The sequence below is a fragment of the Xenorhabdus sp. SGI240 genome (genome assembly GCF_040081915.1).
GTDB classification, from domain to species: Bacteria; Pseudomonadota; Gammaproteobacteria; order Enterobacterales; family Enterobacteriaceae; genus Xenorhabdus; species Xenorhabdus bakwenae.
This window is the reverse complement of record NZ_JBEBMB010000072.1, coordinates 1-26,297: the sequence shown is the minus strand read 5'-3', so window position 1 is coordinate 26,297 and position 26,297 is coordinate 1. Positions and strand designations below refer to the sequence as shown.

At 47.8% G+C, this 26,297-nt stretch carries 15 protein-coding genes, 1 tRNA gene and 1 pseudogene; 2 read left to right on the top strand and 15 right to left on the bottom strand.

Annotated elements, in window-relative coordinates; all coding sequences use genetic code 11:
- Positions 1-33: 33 nt before the first annotated feature.
- The 14 genes and pseudogenes from ABLA76_RS14580 to fliF form a co-directional block, all read right to left on the bottom strand.
- On the bottom strand, positions 34-11,667 hold the full coding sequence (locus ABLA76_RS14580) for an amino acid adenylation domain-containing protein (RefSeq protein WP_348988471.1): 11,634 nt from the start codon (positions 11,665-11,667) through the stop codon (positions 34-36).
- A 320-nt stretch (positions 11,668-11,987) separates the two neighbouring features.
- Positions 11,988-12,770 carry a flagellar biosynthetic protein FliR gene (fliR, locus tag ABLA76_RS14575; protein ID WP_285811230.1) on the bottom strand — a complete coding sequence of 261 codons (783 nt, stop codon included), beginning with the start codon at positions 12,768-12,770 and terminating at the stop codon, positions 11,988-11,990.
- A gap of 2 nt (positions 12,771-12,772) precedes the next feature.
- Positions 12,773-13,042, bottom strand: coding sequence for a flagellar biosynthesis protein FliQ (gene fliQ / locus ABLA76_RS14570; RefSeq protein WP_047767907.1), 270 nt, complete (start codon positions 13,040-13,042; stop codon positions 12,773-12,775).
- A gap of 66 nt (positions 13,043-13,108) precedes the next feature.
- Positions 13,109-13,846 (bottom strand): flagellar type III secretion system pore protein FliP, encoded by a 738-nt coding sequence (gene fliP, locus ABLA76_RS14565; RefSeq protein WP_047768013.1) that lies wholly within the window; start codon positions 13,844-13,846, stop codon positions 13,109-13,111.
- Positions 13,847-13,914: 68 nt separating this feature from the next.
- Positions 13,915-14,373 (bottom strand): annotated as a pseudogene (gene fliO / locus ABLA76_RS14560) (flagellar biosynthetic protein FliO); the annotation flags it as partial.
- A 2-nt stretch (positions 14,374-14,375) separates the two neighbouring features.
- Positions 14,376-14,783 (bottom strand): flagellar motor switch protein FliN, encoded by a 408-nt coding sequence (gene fliN, locus ABLA76_RS14555; protein WP_047767905.1) that lies wholly within the window; start codon positions 14,781-14,783, stop codon positions 14,376-14,378.
- Positions 14,776-15,783 carry a flagellar motor switch protein FliM gene (gene fliM, locus ABLA76_RS14550; RefSeq protein ID WP_047767903.1) on the bottom strand — a complete coding sequence of 336 codons (1,008 nt, stop codon included), beginning with the start codon at positions 15,781-15,783 and terminating at the stop codon, positions 14,776-14,778. The genes fliN and fliM overlap by 8 nt, the downstream gene beginning before the upstream one ends.
- 5 nt (positions 15,784-15,788) lie before the next feature.
- Positions 15,789-16,265: a flagellar basal body-associated protein FliL gene (fliL, locus tag ABLA76_RS14545; RefSeq protein ID WP_285811224.1), complete on the bottom strand. Its 477-nt coding sequence runs from the start codon at positions 16,263-16,265 to the stop codon at positions 15,789-15,791.
- Positions 16,266-16,482: 217 nt separating this feature from the next.
- A complete protein-coding gene (locus ABLA76_RS14540) occupies positions 16,483-17,931 on the bottom strand; it encodes a flagellar hook-length control protein FliK (protein ID WP_348988470.1) in 1,449 nt (482 codons plus the stop codon).
- Entirely contained in the window at positions 17,928-18,374 is a 447-nt protein-coding gene (gene fliJ, locus ABLA76_RS14535; protein WP_348988469.1) for a flagellar export protein FliJ, read from the bottom strand. The genes ABLA76_RS14540 and fliJ overlap by 4 nt, the downstream gene beginning before the upstream one ends.
- Positions 18,375-18,509: 135 nt before the next feature.
- Positions 18,510-19,874, bottom strand: a complete 1,365-nt coding sequence (gene fliI, locus ABLA76_RS14530) for a flagellar protein export ATPase FliI (protein ID WP_348988468.1) — start codon at positions 19,872-19,874, stop codon at positions 18,510-18,512.
- Entirely contained in the window at positions 19,874-20,578 is a 705-nt protein-coding gene (gene fliH, locus ABLA76_RS14525) for a flagellar assembly protein FliH (RefSeq protein WP_348988467.1), read from the bottom strand. The genes fliI and fliH overlap by 1 nt, the downstream gene beginning before the upstream one ends.
- Complete coding sequence (gene fliG, locus ABLA76_RS14520) at positions 20,571-21,563, bottom strand: flagellar motor switch protein FliG (protein ID WP_348988466.1); 993 nt, start codon at positions 21,561-21,563, stop codon at positions 20,571-20,573. The genes fliH and fliG overlap by 8 nt, the downstream gene beginning before the upstream one ends.
- On the bottom strand, positions 21,560-23,272 hold the full coding sequence (gene fliF, locus ABLA76_RS14515; protein WP_348988465.1) for a flagellar basal-body MS-ring/collar protein FliF: 1,713 nt from the start codon (positions 23,270-23,272) through the stop codon (positions 21,560-21,562). The genes fliG and fliF overlap by 4 nt, the downstream gene beginning before the upstream one ends.
- A 284-nt stretch (positions 23,273-23,556) precedes the next feature.
- Between fliF and fliE the strand changes: the two genes are divergently transcribed.
- Complete coding sequence (gene fliE / locus ABLA76_RS14510) at positions 23,557-23,868, top strand: flagellar hook-basal body complex protein FliE (protein WP_348988464.1); 312 nt, start codon at positions 23,557-23,559, stop codon at positions 23,866-23,868.
- 452 nt (positions 23,869-24,320) lie between these two features.
- On the opposite strand, the gene ABLA76_RS14505 is transcribed toward fliE, so the two are convergent.
- Positions 24,321-24,396: transfer RNA gene (locus tag ABLA76_RS14505), tRNA-Lys, on the bottom strand.
- Between the two features lie 234 nt (positions 24,397-24,630).
- Between ABLA76_RS14505 and cycA the strand changes: the two genes are divergently transcribed.
- Positions 24,631-26,049 carry a D-serine/D-alanine/glycine transporter gene (gene cycA, locus ABLA76_RS14500; protein WP_348988463.1) on the top strand — a complete coding sequence of 473 codons (1,419 nt, stop codon included), beginning with the start codon at positions 24,631-24,633 and terminating at the stop codon, positions 26,047-26,049.
- The last annotated feature ends 248 nt before the right edge of the window (positions 26,050-26,297 follow it).

Here is a 26,297-nt window from a genome sequence, read left to right as displayed (position 1 = left end):
TGGAACCACTTAATTTCGTTTTGGCCCAGAGTATCAGTTTAGGCGACTTACTACAGTTGAGCGATTTGGGTTTATAGCCCCGGCCAGTTCACACAGTGTAGGGTGAGTGAACAAAGTTGCTAATGGCATTTCCATGTCTTGTTCACGCATACGCGCCAACAATTGTATTGCTGTCAATGAATGACCTCCCAATGCAAAGAAATTGTCATAACGACCGACCCGTTCCCGTTTTAGCAATTTCTGCCAAATCTCAGCCAGTGCAGTTTCCACATCACCGCGTGGCGCTTCGTAACCGGAAGTTGTTCCAATAGTAGAGTGTCCTGATGTATCTTGCGGTAAGCCCGCCTGAATAGCGTTGAAATCGGTCAGTAGCGGCTGGCACTCAGTGGCAGACAGGGCCGTAATGTTCATGATTGGTTTTTGGGGTTCGGTTTCCAATGTTTTTACCAGATCCGCTAAAGCAGTCGTTACATCAGCAATCAGCCGTGCCGGATCGATTCCTGATATGGCCTGAGCGGTCAGCAGGAAACTTTTACCCAAATCATCGACAGCTAGGTAGATGGGATAGTTAGTCCTTTCTCGCCCGGTTACCAGACGTATACCTTCCCATAGGGTATTGATAGCATTCGATTGGCTATGGCGATAATTAAGGAGTGTATTAAAAAGCGGCAGAGGATGTGCTACACCGCTGCAACGTTGAGCCAGTGCCAGTGGTGCCTGTTCATGTTCAAGTAACTGCGTCAAACTGCGGTAAGTTGCTTGCACGGTTTCTTGTGTGCTGTTCCCCGCCAGCGTGATCCGCACGGGCAGGGTGTTGATGAACATTCCCAGAATTCGCTCAATATCGGCACTGCCTTGCATCCGTCCTGACAAAACTGTCCCGAAGACGACATCATCTCGCCCACTTATTTTTGCCAGAACTTGTGCCAACGCAACATGGAACAGAACGCCGGGGCTAACACTTTGACGGCGTGCCTGTTTGCGAATAGCGTTAGTCAGTGCCGCATTAAGTGGCTTAATGACCTCAGTGACGGGTCTGTCCCCACGGTGAACATCCAATATACCGAAAGGTGTTGTTGGCGTATCCACACTAGCGAGTATTTCCTGAAAATAGGCTTCGTGATCGGGCTTCGGCACACACAAGGATTGGGCGATAAAATGGCGGTACGGTAATACAGGCGGTAATGGCTCAGTACGATAGTGCAGAAGTTCATTGATTTCAGCCATGATGATATTCAGCGATATGTGGTCATTGAGGATATGGTGACAACACAACGCTAACAACCACTCTCCCTGATTCGGATCATAGGTAATATCAGCAGAGAATAGCGGAGCCTGGCTGATATCGAGGCGGTGTTGGGATGGATCTGTCTGTGCCAGCAATTGAGACGATACATCTTCTTTATCGTTATCTGGCACAAACGTATTGATGCGCAGAGAAGCCTGGCGCCAGACAACCTGTACGGGCTGTGTTAAACCCTGCCAGCAGATGGCAGTGCGTAAAATATCATGACGATTAATAACTTGTTGCAAAGCAGCCAGAAAAGCATCAAGACGCTCGCGGGTGTTGAAAGCAAGCAAAAGGTGCAACAGATAAACATCCCCTTGTGTTTGCAGCAGATGATGAAACAGCATACCTTCCTGTAATGATGCAAGTGGATAGATATCCTGAATATTGTTGACACCATGAGGAATAGTCGCCGCGATGGTATCAATCTCATGTTGCGTCAGCGAAACCAGCGGCAGCATATCAGGAGTGATGGCGGTGCAGTCATCAGGGATAAGATTGGGGGGGAGGGTAAAAGTGACCTCATCATCTTGAATGGCCCGCATTATTTTCGCTATTTCCGCCAATGTTGGTGTGGAAAATACAGCACGAATATCAAGGTGCCAGCCTCGATTGCGCAACCGCTCAATCAGGTTGATAACCATCAGAGAATGACCACCGAGTTCAAAGAAATGATCATAACGGCCAACCTTTTTCAGTCCTAATAATGCTTGCCAAATTTCAGCCAGCGCAATTTCCATTTCACCGAGCGGCTCTTCATAAGTATGGGTTGCAATGGATGTCTGATCCGGCATCGGTAGGGCCTGGCGGTTAATCTTGCCATTAGGCGCTAACGGAAAAGCAGGCAGTGTCACAAAGGCGCTGGGCAGCATATAGTCGGCGAGATGTGGTGCGAGTTGCTGGCGCAGTTCTGTCGGTATCAGTTTGGCATTCGGTTCAGCGATCAGATAAGCAATCAGACGTTTATCACCCAGCTTATCTTCGCGGGCAAGCACGATAGCCTCACGCACACCGCGGCATTGCATTAATCGGGTTTCGATTTCTCCTAACTCGATACGGAAGCCGCGCAGCTTAACCTGAAAATCATTGCGGCCGAGGTACTCAATATTGCCGTCAGATCGCCAGCGAGCCAAATCTCCGGTCTTATACATGCGAGCGTTGGGATGTTCACTAAAGGGATCGGCAACAAATTTCTCGGCTGTCAGCGCCGGTTGGTTGGAATAACCCCGGGCGACCCCCATTCCGCCGATATAGATTTCTCCACTTACGCCAACCGGCGCTGGCTGACCAGAGGCATCCAAAATATAAATAAGGGTGTTGGACAGTGGTCGGCCAATCGGAATATTGTTGGTGATAGGCGGAGTACATTGGTTATCTATCACCATTTCTTTATCTATCTGCATAGCGGTAGCCGTGATGGTGATTTCTGTCGGACCATAAGCGTTGAACCAGCGGCAAGATTGGGTTTCCGGGCACGACAGCCAATCCACTAAATAACGGTATTCTACTTTATCCCCCCCCACAATAACGGTACGTATATAGGGGCTGAAACCGACACGTTCAGCTTTCATTTCTTGCGCCCAATGGTGCCAGAAAGCCGTCGGTATATTGATGATCGTTACTTTTTGTTCACGTAAAAAATTAACAAACGTGCTATTCGGTATTTTGATATGAGGTGGTCGCAGAACCAGCGTGGCACCTGATGCCAGAGTAGGAAAAATATCTGACACTGAAATATCAAACGCGAAAGTCACAAATTGCAGAATACGATCCCCCAAGCTAGGTTCACTGATCTGGCAATGAGCATGGATAAGGCTGACAACATTGCGATGTTCCAGCATGACGCCTTTGGGGTTTCCGGTTGAACCCGAGGTATAGATGATATAGGCCAAATGATGAGGCTGAACGCCTGTTTGCAGGCTGTCAGGATTATAATCAGGCTGTTTTTGCAGATTATTTTGATGAATTTCATCGTCCAGCAGCCAGATGGGAATATCTTGCACTGGTAAGCGTGCCTGTAAATGTTTCTGGGTCAGCAATATGGCAGGCTTGCAGTCTGACAACTGATAAATCAGCCGCTCGGCAGGATATGCTGGATCAAGCGGGATATAACCGGCACCTGCTTTTAAGATCCCGAACAGACCAATGATCATATCCAAACCTCGTTCAACCTGAATGGCCACGCGGTCATCAGGGCGTACACCAAAAGCCATCAAACGATGTGCCAGTTGGTTGGCCCGGCAGTTCAGTTCGTCATAACTCAAGGATTGTTCTTCAAAGATCACCGCCGTAGCATCTGGTGTGCGTTGTACCTGAGCTTCGAACAGCTGGTGAATCAGCGTATTATGCGTAAAATCCGCTTGAGGGGCATTGAAATCAATCAATAATTGTTGGCGTTCTGCCACAGACAACACCGGCAGACGGGCAATAGTCTGTGTTTCATTCGTTGTCATGGCAGTCAGTACATGAGTGAGATAACCCACCATGCGTTCAACCGTCGGCCGGTCGAACAGGCTTGATGCATATTCCAGATAACCACTGAGACCCTCCCGGCTTTCGGTCAGTGACAGTGTCAGGTCAAAGTACGCGCTGCGGTGTGGCGGCGCTATCTTTGAGACAGATAAACCCGGTAATTCAAGGGATTGAGTGGGGGTATTGTTCAGGGCCAGCATAACCTGAAAAATGGGGTTGTAGCTTAAGCTGCGTTCGGGTTTTAGGGTTTCCACCAATTGTTCAAAAGGCAGGTCTTGATGTGCATAAGCTGCCAGCGTCTGTTCCCGAACATGGGCAAGCAGATTGGCCACCGGGTTGGCCTGTTCCAGTTTGATGCGTAAAGGCAGGGTATTGACAAAAAAGCCGATCAAGCCTTCAAGGTCACTCAATGAACGATTGGCAACGGGGGTGCCAATGACAACATCATCCTGCCCACTCAAACGGGCCAGCACGATGCTCCAGGCTGCAAGCAACATCATAAATAATGTGGCATCCTGCCGTTGTCCGAGCGCTTTGAGAGCCGACAATAAATCAACATTCAGGTGCACGGGCACATGAGCGCCGGTGTAACTTTGTTCTGGCGGGCGTGGATGATCAATAGGGAGAGTCAGCAATGTCGGTGCGTTTTGCAGTTGTTTCTGCCAGAAATCCCGTTGTGCAGTAAGCACATCACCTTGTAGCCATTTCTGTTGCCAGACGGCATAGTCCGCATACTGGATGGGAAGGTGGGGCAAAGGATTGCCACATTTCCCTTGTGCGGTACGGTAGAGGGCACTCAGTTCGCGGAGCAATATCCCTACTGACCAGCCATCGGTGATGATGTGATGCTGGGTAAGGATCAGCACATGTTCTTTATCAGACAGTTGCAGTAAATGACCTCGGATCATTGGCTCATTAGCGAAATCGAATGGGATTTGTGTTTCAAGTTCCGCTAATTCGTGAATGCGGGCCATACGAGAAATTTCGTCTAGCCCGCGCAGATCCTGACAGGTCAGAGAAAAACCCGTATCGGCATTATCTATGTGTTGGTAAGGTTGGTCATCAATCAGGACAAAACGGGTTCGCAGACTTTCATGTCGGCTAACGAGATGGTCAAGTGCAGACGTAAACGCCGCATGATCGAGATCTCCGCTGAGATGCAGGATTATCGGGATATGATAGGCCAGACTGGCTTTGCTGTTGAGTCTGGCAAGGAACCACAAGCGTTGTTGGGAGAAAGAGAGTGGTAGTGGTTGATTGCGATCGATAGCGGGAATAACGATGTGGGTTGTGACCGGCGTGTCGATGAGCAAGGCAGCCAAATCAGCCAGAACAGGATGGGAAAAGAGTTGCTGCAAATGCAATTCTCGCGCCAGTTTCTGGCGTATTCGTGCGGCAAGCTGAATGGCGAGCAGAGAATGACCACCGAGTTCAAAGAAATGATCATGACGACCGACTTGTTCCAGTTTCAGCAATTGTTGCCAAATGCCGGCCAGCGCTGTTTCTATGTCTCCGATGGGTGCTGCATAATTGCGGGTCGAGAGTGCTGTTTGATCTGGCTCTGGCAGTGCCTGGCGGTCGAGTTTACCGTTAGGGGTTAACGGGAAAGTCGCTAGCGTGACAAAGGCGCTGGGCAGCATATATTCGGCAAGGTGTTGCGCCAGTTGCTGGCGTAGTTCTGCTGGCACCAGTGTCGCATTGGGTTCGGCGAGCAGATAAGCAACCAGGCGCTTTTCATTCGGGATATCTTCTCGGACAATTACAACCGCTTCCCGTACACCGTGACATTGCGCCAGAGTCGTCTCAATTTCGCCAAGTTCGATACGAAAACCACGGATCTTGACCTGAAAATCATTACGGCCAAGGTATTCAATATTACCGTCAGGCAACCAACGCGCCAGATCACCACTTTTGTAGAGGCGGGCATCAGGGCCTGAAGAAAAAGGATCAGCAAGGAAGCGTTCTGCGGTTAGTTCTGGAAGGTTCAGATAACCTCGGGCAACACCGATTCCACCAATGTAAAGCTCCCCTGTAACACCGATTGGCACGGGTTTTTTGTGACTATCAAGCAGATAAATTTGGATATTGGCGATGGGTTTCCCAATCGGTACTCGTCCGATATAACGATCCGGCACGCATTGCCAGGCGGTGACATGAATCGCCGCTTCAGTCGGGCCATATAAATTGTGTAACTGGCAGTGAGCAAAATGAGACAGACATTTCTGCTGTAAAGCATAAGGAAATTCTTCACCACTGCATAAAATATGACGTAAGGAAGGACAACAACCGGCAGGAATGGCATGAACAAATTGCTGTAGCATGGCAGGCACGAAGTAGAGAAGAGTAATCTGGCGTTTTTCTATCTCAGACCGTAAATAGTGCGGATCTTTATGACCATCGGGACGAGCCAGAATTAATTGTGCCCCAGACATCAGGGGCGGGAATAGCTCCCAAACGGAAACATCAAAACTAAAGGGTGTTTTCTGCAAGACCCGATCCTGCGGGGTTAATTGATAAGTCTTCTGTGACCAGAGCAGACCATTCACAACCCCGCGATGTTCATTCATTACCCCTTTGGGCAGGCCTGTTGAACCCGAGGTATAAATCACATAAGCCAGATGGCGTGAGGTTAGGTCAAGCACTTGAGGGTCAGGGTTGCTATCTGGCATGTCGGCACTAAGAAATGCAAGATGGTTGAGATCCACAATGGGGACGTTGGTCAGGCGATTGATTAACGTTGTTTGGGTGAATAAAGTTTGGGTGAGCAAGGCAACGGGAGCGGCATCTTCAAGTATATAAGCCAGTCGTTCGGCTGGATAGTTTGGGTCGAGCGGAACATAGGCCCCGCCAGCCTTAAGGATAGCGAGTAATCCCACCATCATAACCGGACTGCGTTCAGAACAAATCGCCACCCGATCATCCGGGCGGACACCCAGGGTAATCAGATAATGCGCTAAACAATTGGCTTGACGGTTCAGTTCAACATAACTCAATGATTGCTCTTCAAAGATGACAGCAATCGCATCGGGATTTTGCTGTACTTGCTTTTCAAACAGTTGGTGAATAAATGCATCTTGTGGGACGTCGGTTGCTGTATTTTGAGAGAATACAAGGTCTGGAGAAGATGGGAGCGCGTTAAAATCCACCAGCACTTGTTGACGTTCTGCATTGGACAAAATCGGAATAGCCAAAACTGGCTGGTGGGGGGCGGTTTCCAGCGCTTCGAGTAGCCCCGTCAGGGCAGTGGTCATATAGCCGATCAGCCGAATCGGATCGATGCCCGATACGGTTTGAGCAACCAAACTAAATCCATCGCCCCAATCATCAACAAATAAACCGATAGGATAATTGATCCTCTCTTCTTCCATCAGCAGACGCACACCTTCCCATTTAGCCAGGGTAATATCCGCCTGGCTATGACGATAATTGAGTAGTGTGTTAAAGAGCGGCAAAGGGGGTAACACGCGGCTGCAATGTTGCGCCAGTGTCAGTGTTGCCTGTTCATGTTCCAGCAAGTTCATCAAATTGAGGTAGGTTTCTTGAACGATCGCCTGTGCACTATTATCTGTCAGTCCGATCCGAATGGGCAACGTATTGATAAGCAGCCCCATCATATGATCAATGCCGGTACTGCCCTGCATACGTCCCAACAATACCGTACCAAAGACGACATCGTCGTGCCCACTGGTTTTTGCCAGCACCAGCGCCAAAGCAACATGAAACAATATACTGGGGCTGACACCCTGACGACGGGCTTGTGTGCGAATAGCTCTGGACAGTGCCGCATCCAGTGGCTGTTTGGCCTCGGTTATCTGCTTATCCTCACTGTGAATATCCAGTATCCCGAAAGGCGCTGTGGGTGCATCTATGTCAGAGAGTATTTTACGGAAATAGGCTTCATGATCTGACGTCGGCCAATGCAGGCATTGGGCCACAAAATGACGATAAGGCAATATTGGGGGTAATTTTACAGAATGACGATGGTCAGGATATCCCTTTTCGCTATGGTCGGGTGATAATAGATCAATTTCATCAATGATACGTTCCAGTGTTATATGATCACAGACTAAATGATGGATGCATAAAACCAGTAACCACTCATCCTGATGCGGGTCATAGGCGATGTCAGCGGAAAATAGTGGTGCCTGACTCACATCAAGGCGGTAGTGATGGGGATCGGTACGCGCCAGTAATTGGCGAGGAATATCCTGCCCGTCATCGGCTAAGAATGTCTTGATGTTCAAAGATGCCTGTCGCCAGACAATCTGCACCGGTTGTGCTAACCCCTGCCAGTAGATTGACGTGTGCAGAATATCGTGACGGTTAATGACCCGTTGTAAGGTTGTCAGAAAGGTATCGAGCCGTTCGCGGGTGTCGAAGGTGAGCAACTCGCGTAACAGATAAGTATCACCTTGTTTTTGTAGCAGATGATGGAACAAAATACCTTCCTGTAGCGGTGCAAGAGGATAGATATCCTGAATATTGGCCGCACCACCAGGAATAGTGGCAGCGATGGCATTAATCTCGTGCCGGGACAGGGAAACTAAAGTCAACATGTCGGAGGTAATGGCAGTACAGCCTTCTGGAATGAGATTAGGTGGTACTGTGAACACAGTTGCATTTTCTTGCGCGGTATTCCCTTGAACGGTATCTTTTTGAACCGACAGTAGCGCTTTAGCCATCTCTTTCAATACGGGTTTGGTGAATACATTCTGAATGTCAAGAGACCACCCCAATTCACGAAGTTTTTCGATCAGACCAATGGCTGTCAGCGAGTGCCCGCCAAGCTCGAAAAAGTGATCGCAGCGGCTGACATATTTCACGCCGAGCAACATTTGCCAAATTTGACTCAGGAGAGTTTCTGCTTCGCCTATGGGGGGTTGGTAACTGCGTGTGACGATTGCCGTATGATCGGGTTTGGGAAGAGCCTGACGGTCAAGTTTGCCATTGGGCGTGAGTGGGAAGGCATCGAGTGTCACGAAGGCACCGGGTATCATGTATTCAGCCAGGTGTTGTGCGAGTTGCTGCCTTAATGTCATGGGTTCCAGTTCAACACCGGTCTTCGGTAACAAGTAGGCGATTAGCTGTTTTGATACCGGACTGTTTTCACAAGGTAATTTTTCACAAGGCAGTACCAAAGCCTCACGTACGCCGTGGCATTGCCGCAGCCTTGCTTCGATCTCTCCCGGCTCAATGCGGAAACCACGCAGTTTGATCTGGAAATCATTACGGCCGAGATATTCAATTTTGCCATCGGGTAGCCAACGCCCCAGATCCCCGCTTTTGTACATACGCGCATTGTGCTCAGAAGAGAACGGATTAATGAGGAAACGTTCGGCAGTGAGTTCGGGACGGTTCAGGTAACCACGGGCAACGCCGACGCCCGCGATATATATTTCTCCTGCCACTCCCCACGGAACGGGTTGGCCGTGCCTGTCAAGGATATAGATCTGGGTATTGGCGATGGGACGACCAATCGGCGGGGCATTATCTCCCTGACTTTCACATTGGCAAAGAGTAGCACAAACAGTGGCTTCCGTCGGGCCATATGCATTGATCATCTGTCGTCCTGATGCCCAGCGTTTGGTCAGCGTAGGCGGACAGGCTTCTCCTCCCACCATTAAGGTTTGCAGGGTTGCCGGAAGCGAGTCCATCGTTGCCAGAGCCGTGGGGGACAAGAGGGCATGAGTCATGGTGTGAGTCTCTAAATAGTGAGACAGGGTTGTTCCCGGCAGCAGGTTCTCCCGCCTGGCAAGGTAAAGGCGACCGCCCGCCAGTAGAGCCATGCCGAATTCCCAAATACAGGCATCGAAACTGTTTGAGGCAAACTGCAAGATCCGGCTGTCTGGCGTGATGGAGAGTCGGTCTTGCTGGGTGGTAATCAGGTTACACAAACTGCGATGTTCGATCATGACCCCTTTGGGTTGCCCTGTGGAGCCGGAGGTATAGATAACATAAGCCAGATGACGGGAGGTGAGTCCTAATGACGGGGCTTCTGGGTTTTCTTCCGATCTTCCATCCAAAACAGGATCGTCTGGAATATCCAGTAGAATGACAGGCAGGTGACTGTTCCCTATTCCTGTCATCGTTGTTTGAGTCATCAGCGCCACGGGGGCTGAGTCATTGAGCATATAGGTCAGCCGCGAGGTTGGATAAGTCGGGTCAAGGGGAACGAAAGCGCCACCGGCCTTGAGGATACCTAATAAACCGACCACCATTTCCAGACTACGTTCAATACAAATTGCCACCCGATCATCAGGACGCACGCCGAGAGCAATCAGATGATACGCCAGACGGTTGGCGCGTTTGTTCAGTTCATCGTAGCTCAGAGATTGCTCTTCAAAAACCACGGCGGTGGCATCGGGTGTACGCCGCACTTGTGCTTCGAACAGTTGATGAATCAGCGTATCTTGCGGGAACTCGGTTTGAGTGGCATTGAAATCCCTTAATACCTGCTGGCGTTCGATATCGGGCAGGATTGGCAGATTGACTATTTTTGTCTGCGTAAGAGAAGGGATCTCCAGAGAAGTGAGAGCGGCGTCAAGCAGGACAGCAAGACGAGAGCGGAGCGCCGTAACCTCCGGGGTACTCAGATAATCAGGAGAAAAATAGAACTCAATGGAAACCGGAGAATAGGTATCTTCAGGGCGTGCGGTGTTTGTGTATTGCTTCATTCTGACACAAAGAGGATAGGGAGTGCCGGAACGCAGGTCGAACTGTTTGGCGCTGACGTTTTCTCCTTCTATATGCAAATTAGCTTTAAACGGTTCGAGAGATAAAGTCACGTCAAATAATCGCGCATTTCCGACTTGTTGCCGCGAGTGTATTTGTCGGTTGAGTTCTGCGATGGGAAAACGGTCATGTTCATGACAAAGACTCATTTCGGTTGCGGCTTTGCGCATGACATCACGAAACGTATCTTCCGGTGAAAGGGTGATACCAATAGGGATCACGGATGCGAACATACCCATCGTGTACTTTTGTCGCGTATTTTTGCGGTTGTGCACGGGAACACCAATGACAATTTCATTGACATCGGTGACTCGGGTGAAATAGCAGGCCAGAATGGCATACATGAAATGCAGGAAGGGCAATCCCTGTCCGCCCGCTACGTTTTCGATACGTTTAAAAAGAGCATGGTCGATTGACCAAATGACAGGCTGGGCAGCCGCAGGTTTGGTTTGTTTATGGCCCGTCGTGTTAGTGCAATTGACAGGCTGGAGCAAGGGAGGCGGCGGGTTTTCATAGCGCTTCAACCAAAATTGCCTATCGTGTGAGTAGTGTTCGGAAGCAAGATAATTGAGGTTATCCGTAATAAAATCCAGATAAGAATGAGCGGAGTTGTTCAGGGTTTCTCCTTTCATCAGGCGGTTATAGGCATCGATAACCTTGTTGATGAGGATGAACATACCCGTGCCATCAATGACTAAATGATGACAGCAAAATTGCCAGTACCGACAGGTATTGCTGACCCGCAATAATCTGGAACGCCACAGTGTCTCGTTCAGGCGAAATGGATGCATGAACTCGTCATCCATGTATTGTTTTACTTTGGTTTCAGCCTCTGGATGCAATGAAAAATCCTGTATATCTATAGCTACCGGGAGAGAATGCACCACTTTTTGCCTGGGTAAAGCGTGGGTGTTGAGAAACTGCAACCGCAGAGTGTCATGACAATAAACAACGGATTCAAAGGCACGGGCAAATAATGCTTCATTCAATTCTCCTTCAATGCAGATAAAAATGCTGAGGTTGTAGTTGGAAGAATTGGGATGAATAGCCTGATCAAACCAGATGGCTTGCTGGGGAGAACTAAGGGGATAAGAACTAAGAGGAGAGGTAGACAAGGAGAGAGAATGGTTATGACAAGCGTCTGAAGAAGTTTGTGAAGAATTTTTGTGTAACATTTTCATTACTCCTTTGTAGTTATTTGATTTTTATTTGTTGCATCCGTTTGAAAGTAAATTAAACACCGCCTGTAACTGTTTTTTTGTAAAAATGAACTGATTATCGATAATCTGGTGGTTTTTTATGCTAAAATACACGCTTGATAGTAACATTTTGAAATTAAATTAACTGAAATAAATACCGTGTGTCGATATTTTTTGTAGCTTAAATGTTAATGTTAATGTTGAATGCGGATGCTATAGCGGATGGTTGAAGAGGAGTATCAGGATAAGATGGAAGTTATCCCGCCAGATTGACGGGTTTATCAGAAAAATAACAGCTACCGTACCAGTTCACGAATAATGATCGCCAAATGGTCAAACATTTCACCAAATAACCGCTCAGTGAATGGCACCAATGTTGGAAATAACAGGGAAAGCGTGAAAATCCCCACTGTCAGCGTTAATGGAAAACCGACCACAAATACAGAAAGTTGGGGTGTCATGCGGTTTAACATGCCCAGAGAAAAATTCAGAACCAGAAGTAGGGTAATCATTGGCATTGCCAGCATCATGCCATTGATAAAAATCAGGCTGGCACTTTGGGATAGCAGTAAGAAACCCTTTGGATTCAATTGGGTTGATTGAATGGGAATAGAATAAAATGTATCGGCCAGAATTGATAATAGCCATAAATGCCCATCAAAAGCTAGGAACAGCAACATCATCATCATATTGAGGATGCGGGCTAAGATAGGCATATTCGGGCCACCGGTAGGATCAAAAAAAGTGGCGAATGAAAGTCCCATTTGTAAGCCGAGTACTTCACCTGCATGACGCACTACGGCAAAGGCGATCTGCATGGTCAATCCCAGGGCCATACCAATCAATACTTGTTGTATCAAAACCCAAATTCCGGCAACAGAAAAAATCGGAATTTGCGGGGAAGGAAGGGTTGGAACGAGTAACGCTGTGATCACTAAGGCCAAGCCAATTTTAACGTTTATCGGTATCTGTTTTTCACTGAAAATGGGGGCGGTGCTGAACAAGGCCAACAGGCGCACCATTGGCCAGAAAAAATCACTGACAAGGCGGGAAAGTGTTTCACTATCAAACGGGATCATAATTAACCGATGATAGCCGGAATACTGCTAAACAGCGTGCGCATGTAATCCAGCAATAAATTTAACATCCAGGGTCCGGCAGTGACGATAGTCACGAAGACGGCCAGGATTTTTGGAATAAACGATAAGGTCATCTCGTTTACCTGAGTTGCCGCCTGTAATAAGCTGATAATTAAGCCACTAATTAAGGCGGATAAAAGGGGAGGGGCGGCCAGTGCTAACGCCACTTTCATCGCCTCAACACCGAGGGCCATTACCGATTCTGGAGTCATAATTTCCTTAAACCGCTTTTTGATCTTTATTCCAATAAGATTTCACGTTAGATATAAAGTTGTTGATTAAACATAAAAACTTTGTGCCAGTGAACCCAGCAAGAGTTGCCAGCCATCGACCAGAACAAACAGCATAAGTTTGAACGGCAATGAAATGGTAGCGGGCGGAACCATCATCATCCCCAACGCCATCAAGACACTGGCAACAACCAGATCGATGATCAGGAACGGAATGAAGAGCGTAAAGCCAATCTGGAATGCGGTTTTCAATTCACTGGTAATAAATGCGGGAACGAGCACGCGCATTGGAACTGAATCCGCCGTTTCAAATGCCCCCTGATCTGCCAAGCGGGCAAACAGTGCCAAATCATTTTCCCGTGTCTGGCGTAACATGAATTGGCGCAGGGGTTTGGCACCTTGATCCAGTGCGACTTCCAGCGTGATTTTATCCTCGCTGTAGGGCAGATAAGCGTTTTGATAAACTTTATCAAATACCGGCGCCATGATAAAAAAAGTCATAAACAACGCCAAACCCAACATAACCTGATTAGGCGGGGCAGAAGGTGTTCCCAGCGCATTGCGCAGCAAACCCAGTACAATGATGATGCGGGTAAAACTGGTCATCATTAGCAGGGCAGCTGGGATGAACCCCAGTGCTGTGATGAAAATCAGGGTTTGGACTGGCAATGACCAACTTTGTCCACCATTGGCTAAGGGCTGGCTGATGATACCAGGAAACTCAGCCGCCGCGTTCATAGGGAACAGTGGCAGCAGGAGCACCATAAACAGAGTCGTCAAACGCATGGGATAAAGCCGTGAAACCAATTTCTTGCCTGTCATAAAAACGCTATTTTTCATCATCGTCCTTGTTATTCTTGCTTTTTCTGGAGTGTCTTTTTTAGCATCTGTCCAAATGGCAGCGGCTTGAGCGCGGGTTCCTTGTCCACGTTGTCAGGTGGTGCAGGCATTTGATGCAGCATACTGATCTGTTGGGATGTGACGCCCAAAACCAGCCAGTTATCCTCAACTTCTACCACGACGACCCGTTCTTTCGGTCCAAGGGCGCAGCTTGCCTTAACGTTTAGCAAACGATGATTTTTGCTTTTGGCAGGGGAAAAACCCAAACGGCGAACTAGCCATGTTATGAAGAAAATCAGCAATAAAATGCCGCCCAGGGCACTGCTGACTTGCATCAGCGTTTGGCTGGCCGAAAGAGGGGCCTGTTTGATCGTATTGACATGAACATGGCTGGCTGCCGTGTTAACAGGTGCAGCATCAGATGCCGCACCAGACTGAAAAGACGTATGAACGGAGGGCTGGTTCGCCATCATAGTTAACGACTCAAGCGACGCATACGCTCAGAAGGCGTGATGATATCTGTAATACGGATACCGTATTTATCCGATACGACAACCACTTCTCCCTGCGCGATCAAATAACCATTAATCAGAATATCCAATGGTTCCCCCGCCAAACCATCAAGAGGAACGACTGAGCCTTGTGACAGTCTCAACAGTTGTTTGATGGTCATTTTAGTACGGCCTAGCTCGACAGAGAGCTTGACCGGAATATCCATGATCAAATCAATATCGGAAAGCTGTGCCAACGCATCCTGTGCTTCCAGGTTCTCAAATATTGACGCGCCGCCGTCAGAGGTTTGCTGTGCGGCCTGTTGTTCCAGCGCTTCCGCCCACATATCTTCAGTCGAGCTGGTATCTGTAGGTTGTTTAGCATCACTCATTGGGCTTTTCCTCATCCAGAGCAGTTAAAACAGGGTTAATCAGGTGTTCAACACGCAGGGCATATTGCCCGTTTAGTGTTCCATATTGACTGGTGAGCACAGGCACACCATCAACGTGAACGATCAGGCGTTCAGGTTTTTCAATCGGCAAGATATCGCCTCTTTTCAATTGAAGGATTTTTGACAGCCGCAGAGGAATATCAACAAAGTTTGCCACCAGCTCTAATTCTGAATGTTGAACTTGCTTCACTAAACTTTCACGCCACTGGCTCTCTTCCTGACGCACATTTTCCACAGGGGGATTGGTCAGGCGCTCGCGCAGCGGTTCGATCATGGCGAATGGAATACAGATATTGAATTCCCCGGTCAATGCCCCGATCTCTACCTGGAACGGGGTGGTCACCACGATGTCATTCGGTGACGTGGTGATATTGGTGAATTTCACCTGCGTCTCGGAACGCACGTATTCCACTTCAAGTTTAAAGATGGAATCCCAGGCGTCACGATAGGCATCCAGTGCCAGTTTCAGCATCCGGTTAATGATCCGTTGTTCGGTATGGGTAAATTCACGACCTTCCACTTTGGTTGGAAAACGGCCATCCCCGCCAAACAGGTTATCAACAGCGATATAAACTAAGCTAGGCTCGAAAGCGAATAGTGCAGTGCCCCTCAATGGTTTCAGGTGAACCAGATTGAGGTTGGTTGGCACAGCCAAATTGCGGGCAAATTCGAGGTAAGGCTGAACTTTGATAGCGCCGACCGTAATATCCGGGCTACGGCGCAGCATGTTAAACAACCCCATCCTGAACTGGCGGGCAAAACGTTCGTTGATGATTTCCAGTGACTGCAAACGCTCGCGTACAACACGGCGTTGGGTATTGGGATCGTAAGGGCGAACCTCACTTTCTTGGGACGCAGCTTGTTCTGCGTCATCAGCAGAGGCACTGTCACCATTGAGCAGAGCATCGATCTCTGCTTGTGAAAGAATATTGTCGCTCATTGTGATTATCGCAGAATAAACGTGGTAAATAACACATCGGTGATTTCCTGATCGGGTTCACCGGGTATTAGTGTCGGGTGTAGTGCCTGTTTGATATCTGCTACCAAACGCATCTTACCGTCATCTTTTGCCAGATCAGCCGCTTTCTGACGAGATAATAGCAGCAACATACGACTACGAACTTCGGGCAGATATGCATGAAAGCGCTGACGGGTTTTCTCGTCAGTCAAACGCAATGTGATGCCAACGTACAGCACACGATCGAAATGCGCTTCGTTGTCGATCAAATTGACGGTAAATGGTTCCAGAGTCATAAATACGGGGGCGTCAATGACCTTGGTTTTTTCTGTACTGTTGTTGGTTGACTGGTTCATTACCCACCAGCTATACCCTCCGATGGCAACACCAAGAACAGCAATCAGTATTAACAGTATCATCCAAATTGGATTTTTGCGTTTATGCTCGTAGCTATAATCAGACATGGACAGATAAATTCCTGTTTTCTGTTGCAAATAAGTCACCGCTCATTCCGTGGCGGAGTCCCTATCCATCAAAATCGATATCAATTATCCCGCGTCTTTGTTCCGGCAATGGCTGGAACAAACGAGGAAAAAACCATTAACTCGCACGTTTGTTATCGATCCATTTTCGTTTTATTCCGATGCCTCACGAAATTAGGCTTAATATTTAGGTGAATAATCAGGCGAAAGTATCAATGCCTCCTCGGATCGAGGTGAGTTGCTGAGGGGTTACCCTGATGGCTGATATCTGAGAGGCTGTGCGCCCTGTCGCGGCTGCTAAACCAGACGCTTGCGTTTCAGCATGGGGATTGGAATGGCTGTTCGGGTTATTGGCATGATCATGAGCCAAGTGCTCTTGCTGCCCGCTTCCCTGAGCATTACTGTTAATGCTGCTTTGCGCCAGTTGAATGCCATTTTCAGCCAGTGCATGGCGTAATCCGGGTAATGCGGCTTCCAGCGCCGCACGAACATTCTGATGGGCGGAAACAAAATGTAAGTGAGCCTGATTGTCTTCAACGTTCATACGGATATGCAGCGCCCCCAGCTCTTGAGGATGTAAGCGGAGTTCAGCCTGTTGCAATCCATTACGATTAAAAAACAGCACATGTTGATTGAGTTGTTGTTGCCACTCTTCACTGCCAAGGTGAGCATTTAATAAAGGTGTTGTTGCACTGTTCAGCGGAAATTGCCCTGTCGGGTGTTGCCCTACTGAAAATAGGGAAGGGGTTGCCAATACCATCGGTGAGTCGATAGACGTTGTTTCTGTCGTGGAGGCTGTTAAGGCAAGGCCGGCCTGACTGGCCATCTGGAGCAGATTTGACTCTTTGCTATTGCCTGAATCGGTGTTTTTAAGAGTATGTTCAGATTCGGTTTTGTTATGGGTGGCAAAGTGATTAGCGGCCTGTCTGATTTGTCCGGCCAGCGGTGCCAATTCAGATTGAAGATTGGCAGAGTCTTCTGCCTTAGTATTCAGGGGGATATCCTGTTTAGCAGAAAGCTGAATGCCTTTATCTTGTTCACTGACTTTAGATTGTTCAGCAAGGTTGGTGTCAGTTAGCCGGCTAATTTCGGTATTTCTGTCCAAAAGTGTGTCAACCGTGCTGCCTTCGCTATCCAGCCATTCATTTTTCAGTAAGACATCTTCTGATGAAGAATTCCCCAATAATGTATTTTCTAACGATCCATTGCCCATCAAACCCTGTGAGTTTTCAGCAAGAAGCGCGGAATGGGGATCAGAGTTAAGCAGCCCGGCAAGCTGGATGGGGATCGCCGCACTTAATGCTTCGGCTGATAAGAGATCTTCATCTTTTAATACAGCAAATTTGGCACTGTTTTCTTGCGGTGCTGTTTCTACCGGTGATTTATCCTTGACCACACTGTTATCTGACACGACGGCCAATTGCGGCCAGTTGTTTTCTGCTGTTTTATCAGCGGTGGATTTTTCCTCTTTCAGACTATTTTTATCCGCCTGAGTAATGGGCTTATGCATAGCGGCTGTTTCTGCATTGAGAAGTTGCCCAAATTGAGAAGAATGGTGACCGATCACGGCATTATTCAGAGTCGGTTGACTTTTATCCGTACCTTTGTCTGTGAATTTTAAATCAGTAGGCAAAAGAGTGAGGTTCATTGTTTCATTCTCCGTTGTGCACCGCGTTGTGCGTACTCATCCATTTGTTTTTGCTCCATGCGATTTTGGTGTAACTTCAAATTATGCTCTGCCCGCTGTTGCAGAGTGTCGAAGGCATTCAGGCGTTGCTGTTTTTCCTGCCATTGTGACATGGCTTGCTCAAGACGTTTTTTCCATTGATTGAGTTGTAATCTGTGCTGTTCAATGGCCATTTCCAGCGTTTTCATAAATTGCTGGTAATTTTGCCAGGTCGAGCAGGACATACCATTGCTAAGTGTGTTATTCAGACGGGTACGATACTCATCCTGATAATTCATTAACGCCGTGAGTTGTTGTTCCATTTGTTGGTGATTTTGCCGAATCTGTGCAAGTTGCGATGCCGCTTTTTCTGCCGCATCCTGGGCAAGTTCACGCAAAGTTTTGAGAGGGGAGTGTTGTTGCATGTATTTCCTCGTTTTAATCACCAAACAGACGCGTTACTGAATGACATCAATAGTAAAGTTATATCGGCATCGTATCGATAAACGTTATACCCCTTGGCAAAAGTATTTTTCTGTTAATTTCCCCTTGGTAAAATATTATGTTGGCAATAATTGTTGAAGCTGAGTACAGGCCTTATCGTATTCGCTATGCTCGTCAATGCTTTGTTGCAGGAATTGGGACATATGAGGATAAAGCTCAATCGCTCTGTCAAGCAGGGGATCACTGCCCGCAGCATATGCGCCGACGTTAATCAAATCTCGGTTACGTTGATAGCTGGAAAGTAACTGTTTGAAATGTTGTACCCGCCGATAATGGGTATTGTCGATCAGCGCGGTCATGGCACGACTGATAGAAGCCTCAATATCAATAGCAGGATAATGCCCCGATTCCGCCAGTGAACGTGATAGCACGATATGACCATCCAGAATGGCTCGCGCCGCATCGGCAATCGGATCTTGCTGGTCATCACCTTCTGTCAACACGGTGTAAAATGCCGTAATGGAGCCACCATCACTGACACCATTTCCGGCTCTTTCCACCAGTGCCGGTAACTTGGCAAATACAGACGGGGGATAACCTTTAGTTGCCGGTGGTTCGCCGATAGCCAGCGCAATTTCACGCTGTGCCATGCTGTAACGGGTCAGGGAATCCATGATCAACAAGACATGTTTGCCTCTGTCGCGGAAATCTTCGGCGATGCGCGTGGCATAAGCGGCACCTTGCATCCTCAGCAAAGGTGAAACGTCGGCGGGAGCGGCAACGACGACTGAGCGGGATAATCCCTCCGTACCCAAAATATTTTCGATAAAGTCTTTAACTTCACGGCCACGCTCACCAATTAATCCCACAACGATCACATCGGCTTGGGTATAACGCGCCATCATACCAAGCAGCACACTTTTACCGACGCCGGAGCCGGCAAATAATCCCATACGTTGCCCACGGCCCACGGTCAGCAGGGCATTGATGGCACGGACGCCAACGTCCAATACATTGCTGATAGGGGTTCTTTGCAGGGGATTAAATGGCGTCGTTGTCAAAGGGGCACGATAACCTGTATCAGGGGCAGGTAAACCATCAAGTGGCCGGCCTGCACCATCCAGAACCCTGCCGAGTAATTCCGCTCCCAGAGGCAAGCGGCGTCTGGCACCCGCCTCTTCGCCATAAGAACGGGCATAGACGCGAGCGCCCGGCACAATACCTTCCAATTCTTCCAGTGGCATCAGCAACAGTTTTTCGCCATTGAAGCCGACGACTTCACTTTCAACCTCTTCAATGGTGTTGCCATTTTGGCGCTCGATCAGGCAGGTAGCGCCGAGGGGCATATGTAAGCCAATGGCTTCCAGTACCAAGCCTGTGGCGCGGGTCAGGCGTCCGTAGCGACGCACTTTTGGGGTTTTTTCCAGTCGTTTCTCCAAGGAATCCAGCGTTGTCAGCCAGCGACCCAATCTTGCCGTCATCACAATTCTCCCGGTGCTGCCAGACGACACATTTCATGCCAGCGGGTAGCTAAACTGGCGTCCATATCCCCTTCATCGGCGCTGACTTTACAGCCGCCCGGATGCAGTTTGTTATCCGCAACTAAACGCCAGCCGTGTAGCGCCAAAACTTCCCCCAGTTGCTGTTCAACCAGCGGGATATTTTGTGGATGGATACGCAATTGGGGTTTGCCGCTGAACATAGGTTCTTGCTGGATAAATTCGCGGATTTGGTTCAGCAGGGCGGTGCCATCACAAACCGCAGGTTGCCCCAGAATATGGTGAGCCGCAGTCAATGCAAGTTGCATCAGGCGGGAAGCAATCACGGTATCCAACCCATCCAGTGAATGGCTAAAGTCTGTTAGCAAGGTTTTCCACTGATCAGTAATAACTTGCTGTTGTTGTCTGGTTTCCTGCAAACCTTGTTCCAGTCCGGCTTGGCGGCCTTCCTGAACCCCTTGTTCATAGCCTTGTATCTGGCCTTCTGCAAAACCCTGTGCATGACCAGCATGACGCGCCTGCTCTTTTAGCTCGTCCAGTATTCTTGCTTGTTCCCGCAGCCGATCTTGTTCGCTTGGCTGTTGTTTCTCATCTATGGGTTCCAGTTTTGCTCGCAGAGTTTCCCACTGAGTCAATTCGCCCGGCTGCCACGGCCGCCAGTTGCCATTATTCGACTTATCAGACATAGGTATCGTCACCACCGGTTAGGAGCATTTCGCCACTTTCTGCCAGACGACGAACAACAAGCAGGATGGCTTTCTGTTCAGCTTCCACTTGAGACATCCGCACAGGGCCACGATTTGCCAAATCATCGCGCATGATTTCAGCCGCCCGCTGCGACATATTATTGAGGAAGTGATCGCGCAATGCCTGATCGCAACCTTTCAATGCCACCAGCAAGGAATCGGTGGTAATCTCCTGCAACAGACGCTGGATACTGCGATCGTCCACGCTGATAAGGTTTTCGAACAGGAACATCTCATCAATGATCTTCTGTGCCAGTTCGTTATCATAGGAACGAACTGCGTCAATGACACCTTCTTCCTGTTGGCTTTTCATCAAGTTGATGATTTCTGCCGCTGTACGAATACCCCCCATCTTGCTGCGTTTCAGGTTCTGACCATCCAGCAGGTTATTCAGGACTTCCGTCAATTCCGCTAACGCGGAGGGTTGGACACCACCAAAAGTAGCGATACGCAACATGACATCGTTACGCAGGCGGTCATCAAACAGGGCGAGGATATCAGCGGCCTGACCCCGGCTCAGGTGAACCAGAATGGTGGCAATGATCTGCGGATGTTCATCGCGGATCATATCGGCTGCCATCTGTGGCTCCATAAAGTTAAGCGTTTCGATGCCGGTCGTGGTATCACGGGACTCCAGGATATCCTCAAGCAGGCTGGAAGCCCGCTCTTCCCCCAATGCCTTAATCAGTACGTTGCGCAGATAGTCGTTGGCGTTGATGCTGAGGGCTGTAAATTGTCCCGCATCTTCTTCAAACTCTGCCAGCACTTCAACCAGTTGTTGATTGGAGACTTGTTTCATCCCCGCCATCGCAACACTCAGTTGTTGTACTTCGCGGGAATTCAGGTGCTTGAACACCTCGGCCGCCTGATCTTCTCCCAGGGTCATTAACATGACGGCACTTCTTTCTGTTCCTGTCAGGCTCATTGTTCGTTACTCATCCATTGACGGATCACCAGCGCGACGACGCGGGGATCTTTTTCTGCAAGTTCGCGCAGACGCTGGCTTTGAAGCTCAACATTGACCCGCTGGCGAGCCATGTTACGGCGCATTTTTTCGTCCAATTCAGGATTGGTTTCTGTATGCTGTTTCAGTTGTTTCTTTTGTGCTTCCTGCGCCGCTTTTTCCGCAGCACGTTTTTTAGCGATTTGTGGCACGACCATCTTACGCCACAGTAGCCATGCAACCAGTACCAACAGTAACCAACGACCTGCTTCTAACAGTTTTTCCAGCAGGGCAGGGTGCTGCCAGAACGGCAAAGGTTCTATCACTTCGGTGGTGTCATTGAACGGTGTGTTAACCACATTCAGGCTATCGCCACGGTCAGCAGAGAAGCCCATGGCTTCACGAGTCAATGCTTCGATTTGTGATAGCTGTTCTGGTGTCAGCGCTTGTGTTTCAGGGCCATTCTCTCCCTTCACGGTGGCATAGTTGACCACAACGGCAACCGAAAGGCGTTCCACTGCGCCAGCCTGCAATTGGGTATGACGAATGGTGCGATCTACTTCATAGTTAGTGGTTTCGTCATAACGGTTATTGCGGTTGTTGCTTAACATACGCTCGTAACTATTGTTTTTGTTAGCGTTACTGCGCTGTTGGTCAGTTTTTTCATCACCGTTGTTTTTGGCATTTGTGTTCGGTTTTTCGATTGGTGCACTTGGTGCAGCACTTGGCTGATTTGACAGCGCACCCGGTACGCCACCGACTAATGGCCCGCCGCTTTGCTCGTTGGTGCTGCTCTGCTTAGAACGGACAGCAGCCTGATTCGGTGGCTGATTAGGTTTATATTCTTCAGCTGTTTCTTCTCGTCGGGAGAAATCAATTTGTGCAGTGACCTGAGCATGAACGTTGCCACGGCCAACCACAGGGGCCAGAATGGTTTCAATTCGATGTTGGAAACGGTTTTCCACTTCTTGTGTATATTTCAACTGAGTGGTATTCAAATCACGGCTGGTTGCATCGCTTTGTGTCAGTAAGCGCCCAGATTGATCCACAATCGTGACATTGCTTGCCGGTAAGCCGGCAACACTACTGGAAACCATATGCACGATGGCATTGATTTGCCCTTCATCCAGCACCCGGCCTTGCAGCAATCCTACTGTCACCGAGGCTGAGGGTGATTTTTGTTCACGAACAAACAAAGACGGCTTAGGCAGCGCCAGATGGACACGGGCGCTCTGGACTGGGCCAAGTGATTCCACGGTGCGAGCCAACTCACCTTCCAGCGCACGTTGGTAATTGACCTGCTCACTGAACTGGCTGATGCCGAATTTTTCTTTATCCAAGAGTTCGAAACCCGCAGTGCCCCCTTTGGGCAATCCTTGTTGTGCCAGTTTCAGACGTGTTTCATGCACCTTATCGGTAGGTATCATGAGCGCAGCGCCGTTCTCGGCAAAACGGTAAGGGATATTCATTTGGGTTAATTGCGTAACAATCTCGCCACCATCCTTATCGCTCAGATTGCTGTAAAGCACCCGATAGTCGGGGCTGCGCAACCAGAGAAACAGGGCGATAACGATAGCGATGGCAGCAGAGCCAGCAACTAATAACGGAACTTTTGGATCAGCTTTTATCCTGCTGATAATAGCGTTGAAGCCTTTATTTTGGTTTTCAACGTCGGTTGTTGCTGCACTCATAGACGATCCTTGCCTTGCTGGTCAACATGAATACTAAAAGCGTGGCGTAACAAAACAGACTCCCCATACGCAAGCGAAAAGATTCTTCCTATTATTAATCCCATCATTATTCGCTGTTCACACCTCTTTTAATGGCACAATAAGCTTCGAATTTTTACTTCAATTACCCGCTTTAGTTTAGAAAGGCTATGTTACGGTGGCAGTCGTGGAAAACTGTCAACCAGGCTACGGCTAATATGGCACTTAATCACATAATCAATAGGGTGATTTAACGCGAGGTTTTTATGTCAATTCCGGCAATTGAAGGTGTACTGCAACAGATGCAGGTTCAGGCGTTACAAGCAGCAAACATTGCCAAACCCATGCCAATACAAGGCAGTTTTGCCAGCCAACTGACGACGGCAGTGGAAAAAATAAACCAAAACCGCCTGAGTGCGACGAAGCAGGCACAAGATTTCACCCTGGGCGTACCCGGTGTGGAGCTAAATGATGTTATGGTGAATATGCAAAAATCGAGCATTTCCCTGCAAATGGGTATCCAGGTAAGGAATAAGCTGGTGAGTGCCTATCACGAAATTATGAATATGCAGGTTTAGAAGTTTAACTAATTGATTTAAAATGAATATTTATTTTTCATTAATTGCTTGGGGCACATGTGGGGCAATTGCGAGTTTTTCATTTAGCAATTTAATTTGGTCATCGCTATTTTCACTCATCCACGCACCGTAAACACTGTGAACCATTTGTGATGAAACATGCCCCATTTGAGTTGCAATAAATGAAGGTTAGAAATAAACCAGAGTAATAATAACTCACTAATCGTTATTTATTTTGTGAAAGAATAATTTTTGATGTGAGCCTTGAGATTAAAAGTGGAGCAATATTTAACCATTTTTTAAGATCAAGGTTTTTTTGTTCTTGTATATTGCTGTTTTTGTACAGTAATTACATTAACTCGTTATACTTTCTACTACTTCAAAAAGGTATCCTATCGGTATCCTTGAAAATAAAAAGGACTCACGGTATTAACGCAAGTCCTTGTTAATTCTGGTGGGTCGTGGGAGGTTCGAACTCCCGACCAATTGATTAAGAGTCAACGGCTCTACCGACTGAGCTAACGACCCAACGCGATTAATTATTCTCCAATGTTAACCGGGCGTCAATGGCCTATTATCCATTTTTTTACTAATTGAATAAAATACGCACAATAAATTCTTAACGAATTGGTCGAATTACAATCACTCTGTTTTTCATGTGAAATCCTTCTGTTAATGGCGCGGTTGTCTATGTCAAAATGTTCTATTAAACACAGCTTGAGGGTATTAAGACCATGCTGTGAGAATAAATTGGATACAACTATGGAAGAAAAAATACAACCCACTCACACTACTGAAAGTTCGCACTTGCAGCGAAGTCTCACCAACCGACATATACAACTAATCGCAATTGGTGGTGCCATCGGTACTGGCCTGTTTATGGGATCAGGCAAAACTGTTTCTCTTGCGGGACCATCGATCATTTTTGTTTATATGATCATCGGTTTTATGCTGTTTTTTGTTATGCGGGCAATGGGAGAGTTATTACTTTCTAATTTGCACTATAAGTCGTTTAGCGATTTCTCTGCGGATTTACTAGGGCCGTGGGCCGGTTTTTTTGTCGGCTGGACTTATTGGTTCTGCTGGGTAATTACTGGTATAGCAGATATTGTTGCCATCACTGCTTATGTTGGATATTGGCTGCCTGGTTTTCCAGAATGGGGAACTTCGCTTTTGTGTGTTCTGGTATTGTTAACTCTGAATCTCGCGACAGTTAAGCTGTTTGGTGAACTGGAGTTTTGGTTTGCCATGATCAAAATTATTGCCATTATTGCCTTGATTGTGACAGGAGGCATTCTGATTGGCATCAATTTTAAATCACCAGCAGGGCATGTTGCAGCACTTGCTAATGTCTGGAATGATGGTGGTATGTTCCCTATGGGGTTAAGCGGATTTTTTGCTGGGTTCCAGATAGCGATATTCGCTTTTGTTGGTATTGAGTTGGTGGGAACTGCCGCAGCGGAAACTAAAAATCCGATGAAATCTTTACCAAAAGCGATTAATGCTATTCCTATTCGCATTATCACGTTTTATGTATTGGCTCTGATTGTCATTATGTCAGTTACACCGTGGCGAGCCGTCAGTGCGGATAAAAGTCCTTTCGTGGAATTGTTTATCTTGATCGGATTGCCTGCTGCTGCCAGCGTTGTTAACTTTGTGGTTTTGACTTCTGCGGCATCTTCGGCAAATAGTGGGGTTTTCTCTACTAGCCGGATGTTGTTCGGGCTGGCAAAAGAAGGAGATGCACCAAAGCAGTTTTGCCGTCTTTCCCGCCGTTCGGTTCCGGCATCAGGGTTGGTCTTTACATGTCTGTGCCTCTCTTTTGGGGTCATTTTGATCTATTTTATCCCCGATGTGATGCGGGTTTTTACTCTAGTGACAACCGTTTCTGCGATCCTATTTATGTTTATTTGGAGCATGATCTTATGTTCCTATCTGGTTTATAGAAAGCATCGCCCAGAACTACATCAGGCTTCGGTGTACAAAATGCCATTTGGTATTGTAATGTCTTGGATATGCTTGGTTTTCTTTGCTTTTGTTTTGGTATTGCTTTCCTTGCAGCCAGATACCCGCCAAGCGTTAGTGGCTACACCAATTTGGTTTATTATTCTAATGATAGGGTTTCAGATTGTGAAAAAGCGTAAAACTCGCCTTGTTCATGAAGTAACAAAATCCTGCTGATTAATTTTGGTGGCCCAAATATTGGGCCATTTTTCTCTTAAACAGGCATGATTGTACCTTGATGGAATCTAAGCTGCCATTTATCAGTTGAAGATAATTGCCAAATTGATGAACGAAGTGCTTGATTGAATGGGTTGCCAGTTTGATCCATTTCATAAGACTGATAAGTTAATTTCTCTTGAGGACTTAAATATTTAACATGTTATTTTACTTCTATTTCAGTTAATTAATTTAACGCGATGCTCGAC

Excerpts from the sequence above, each read along its gene's own strand:
- fliE (WP_348988464.1), top strand. The coding sequence starts at position 23,557 with ATGTCAATTCCGGCAATTGAAGGTGTACTGCAACAGATGCAGGTTCAG.
- fliQ (WP_047767907.1), bottom strand. The coding sequence starts at position 13,042 with ATGACTCCAGAATCGGTAATGGCCCTCGGTGTTGAGGCGATGAAAGTG.
- fliG (WP_348988466.1), bottom strand. The coding sequence starts at position 21,563 with ATGAGCCTGACAGGAACAGAAAGAAGTGCCGTCATGTTAATGACCCTG.
- fliN (WP_047767905.1), bottom strand. The coding sequence starts at position 14,783 with ATGAGTGATGCTAAACAACCTACAGATACCAGCTCGACTGAAGATATG.
- fliH (WP_348988467.1), bottom strand. The coding sequence starts at position 20,578 with ATGTCTGATAAGTCGAATAATGGCAACTGGCGGCCGTGGCAGCCGGGC.
- fliF (WP_348988465.1), bottom strand. The coding sequence starts at position 23,272 with ATGAGTGCAGCAACAACCGACGTTGAAAACCAAAATAAAGGCTTCAAC.
- fliR (WP_285811230.1), bottom strand. The coding sequence starts at position 12,770 with ATGATCCCGTTTGATAGTGAAACACTTTCCCGCCTTGTCAGTGATTTT.
- fliP (WP_047768013.1), bottom strand. The coding sequence starts at position 13,846 with ATGCGTTTGACGACTCTGTTTATGGTGCTCCTGCTGCCACTGTTCCCT.
- ABLA76_RS14540 (WP_348988470.1), bottom strand. The coding sequence starts at position 17,931 with ATGAACCTCACTCTTTTGCCTACTGATTTAAAATTCACAGACAAAGGT.
- fliI (WP_348988468.1), bottom strand. The coding sequence starts at position 19,874 with ATGACGGCAAGATTGGGTCGCTGGCTGACAACGCTGGATTCCTTGGAG.
- fliL (WP_285811224.1), bottom strand. The coding sequence starts at position 16,265 with ATGTCTGATTATAGCTACGAGCATAAACGCAAAAATCCAATTTGGATG.
- fliM (WP_047767903.1), bottom strand. The coding sequence starts at position 15,783 with ATGAGCGACAATATTCTTTCACAAGCAGAGATCGATGCTCTGCTCAAT.
- fliJ (WP_348988469.1), bottom strand. The coding sequence starts at position 18,374 with ATGCAACAACACTCCCCTCTCAAAACTTTGCGTGAACTTGCCCAGGAT.
- ABLA76_RS14580 (WP_348988471.1), bottom strand. The coding sequence starts at position 11,667 with ATGTTACACAAAAATTCTTCACAAACTTCTTCAGACGCTTGTCATAAC.
- cycA (WP_348988463.1), top strand. The coding sequence starts at position 24,631 with ATGGAAGAAAAAATACAACCCACTCACACTACTGAAAGTTCGCACTTG.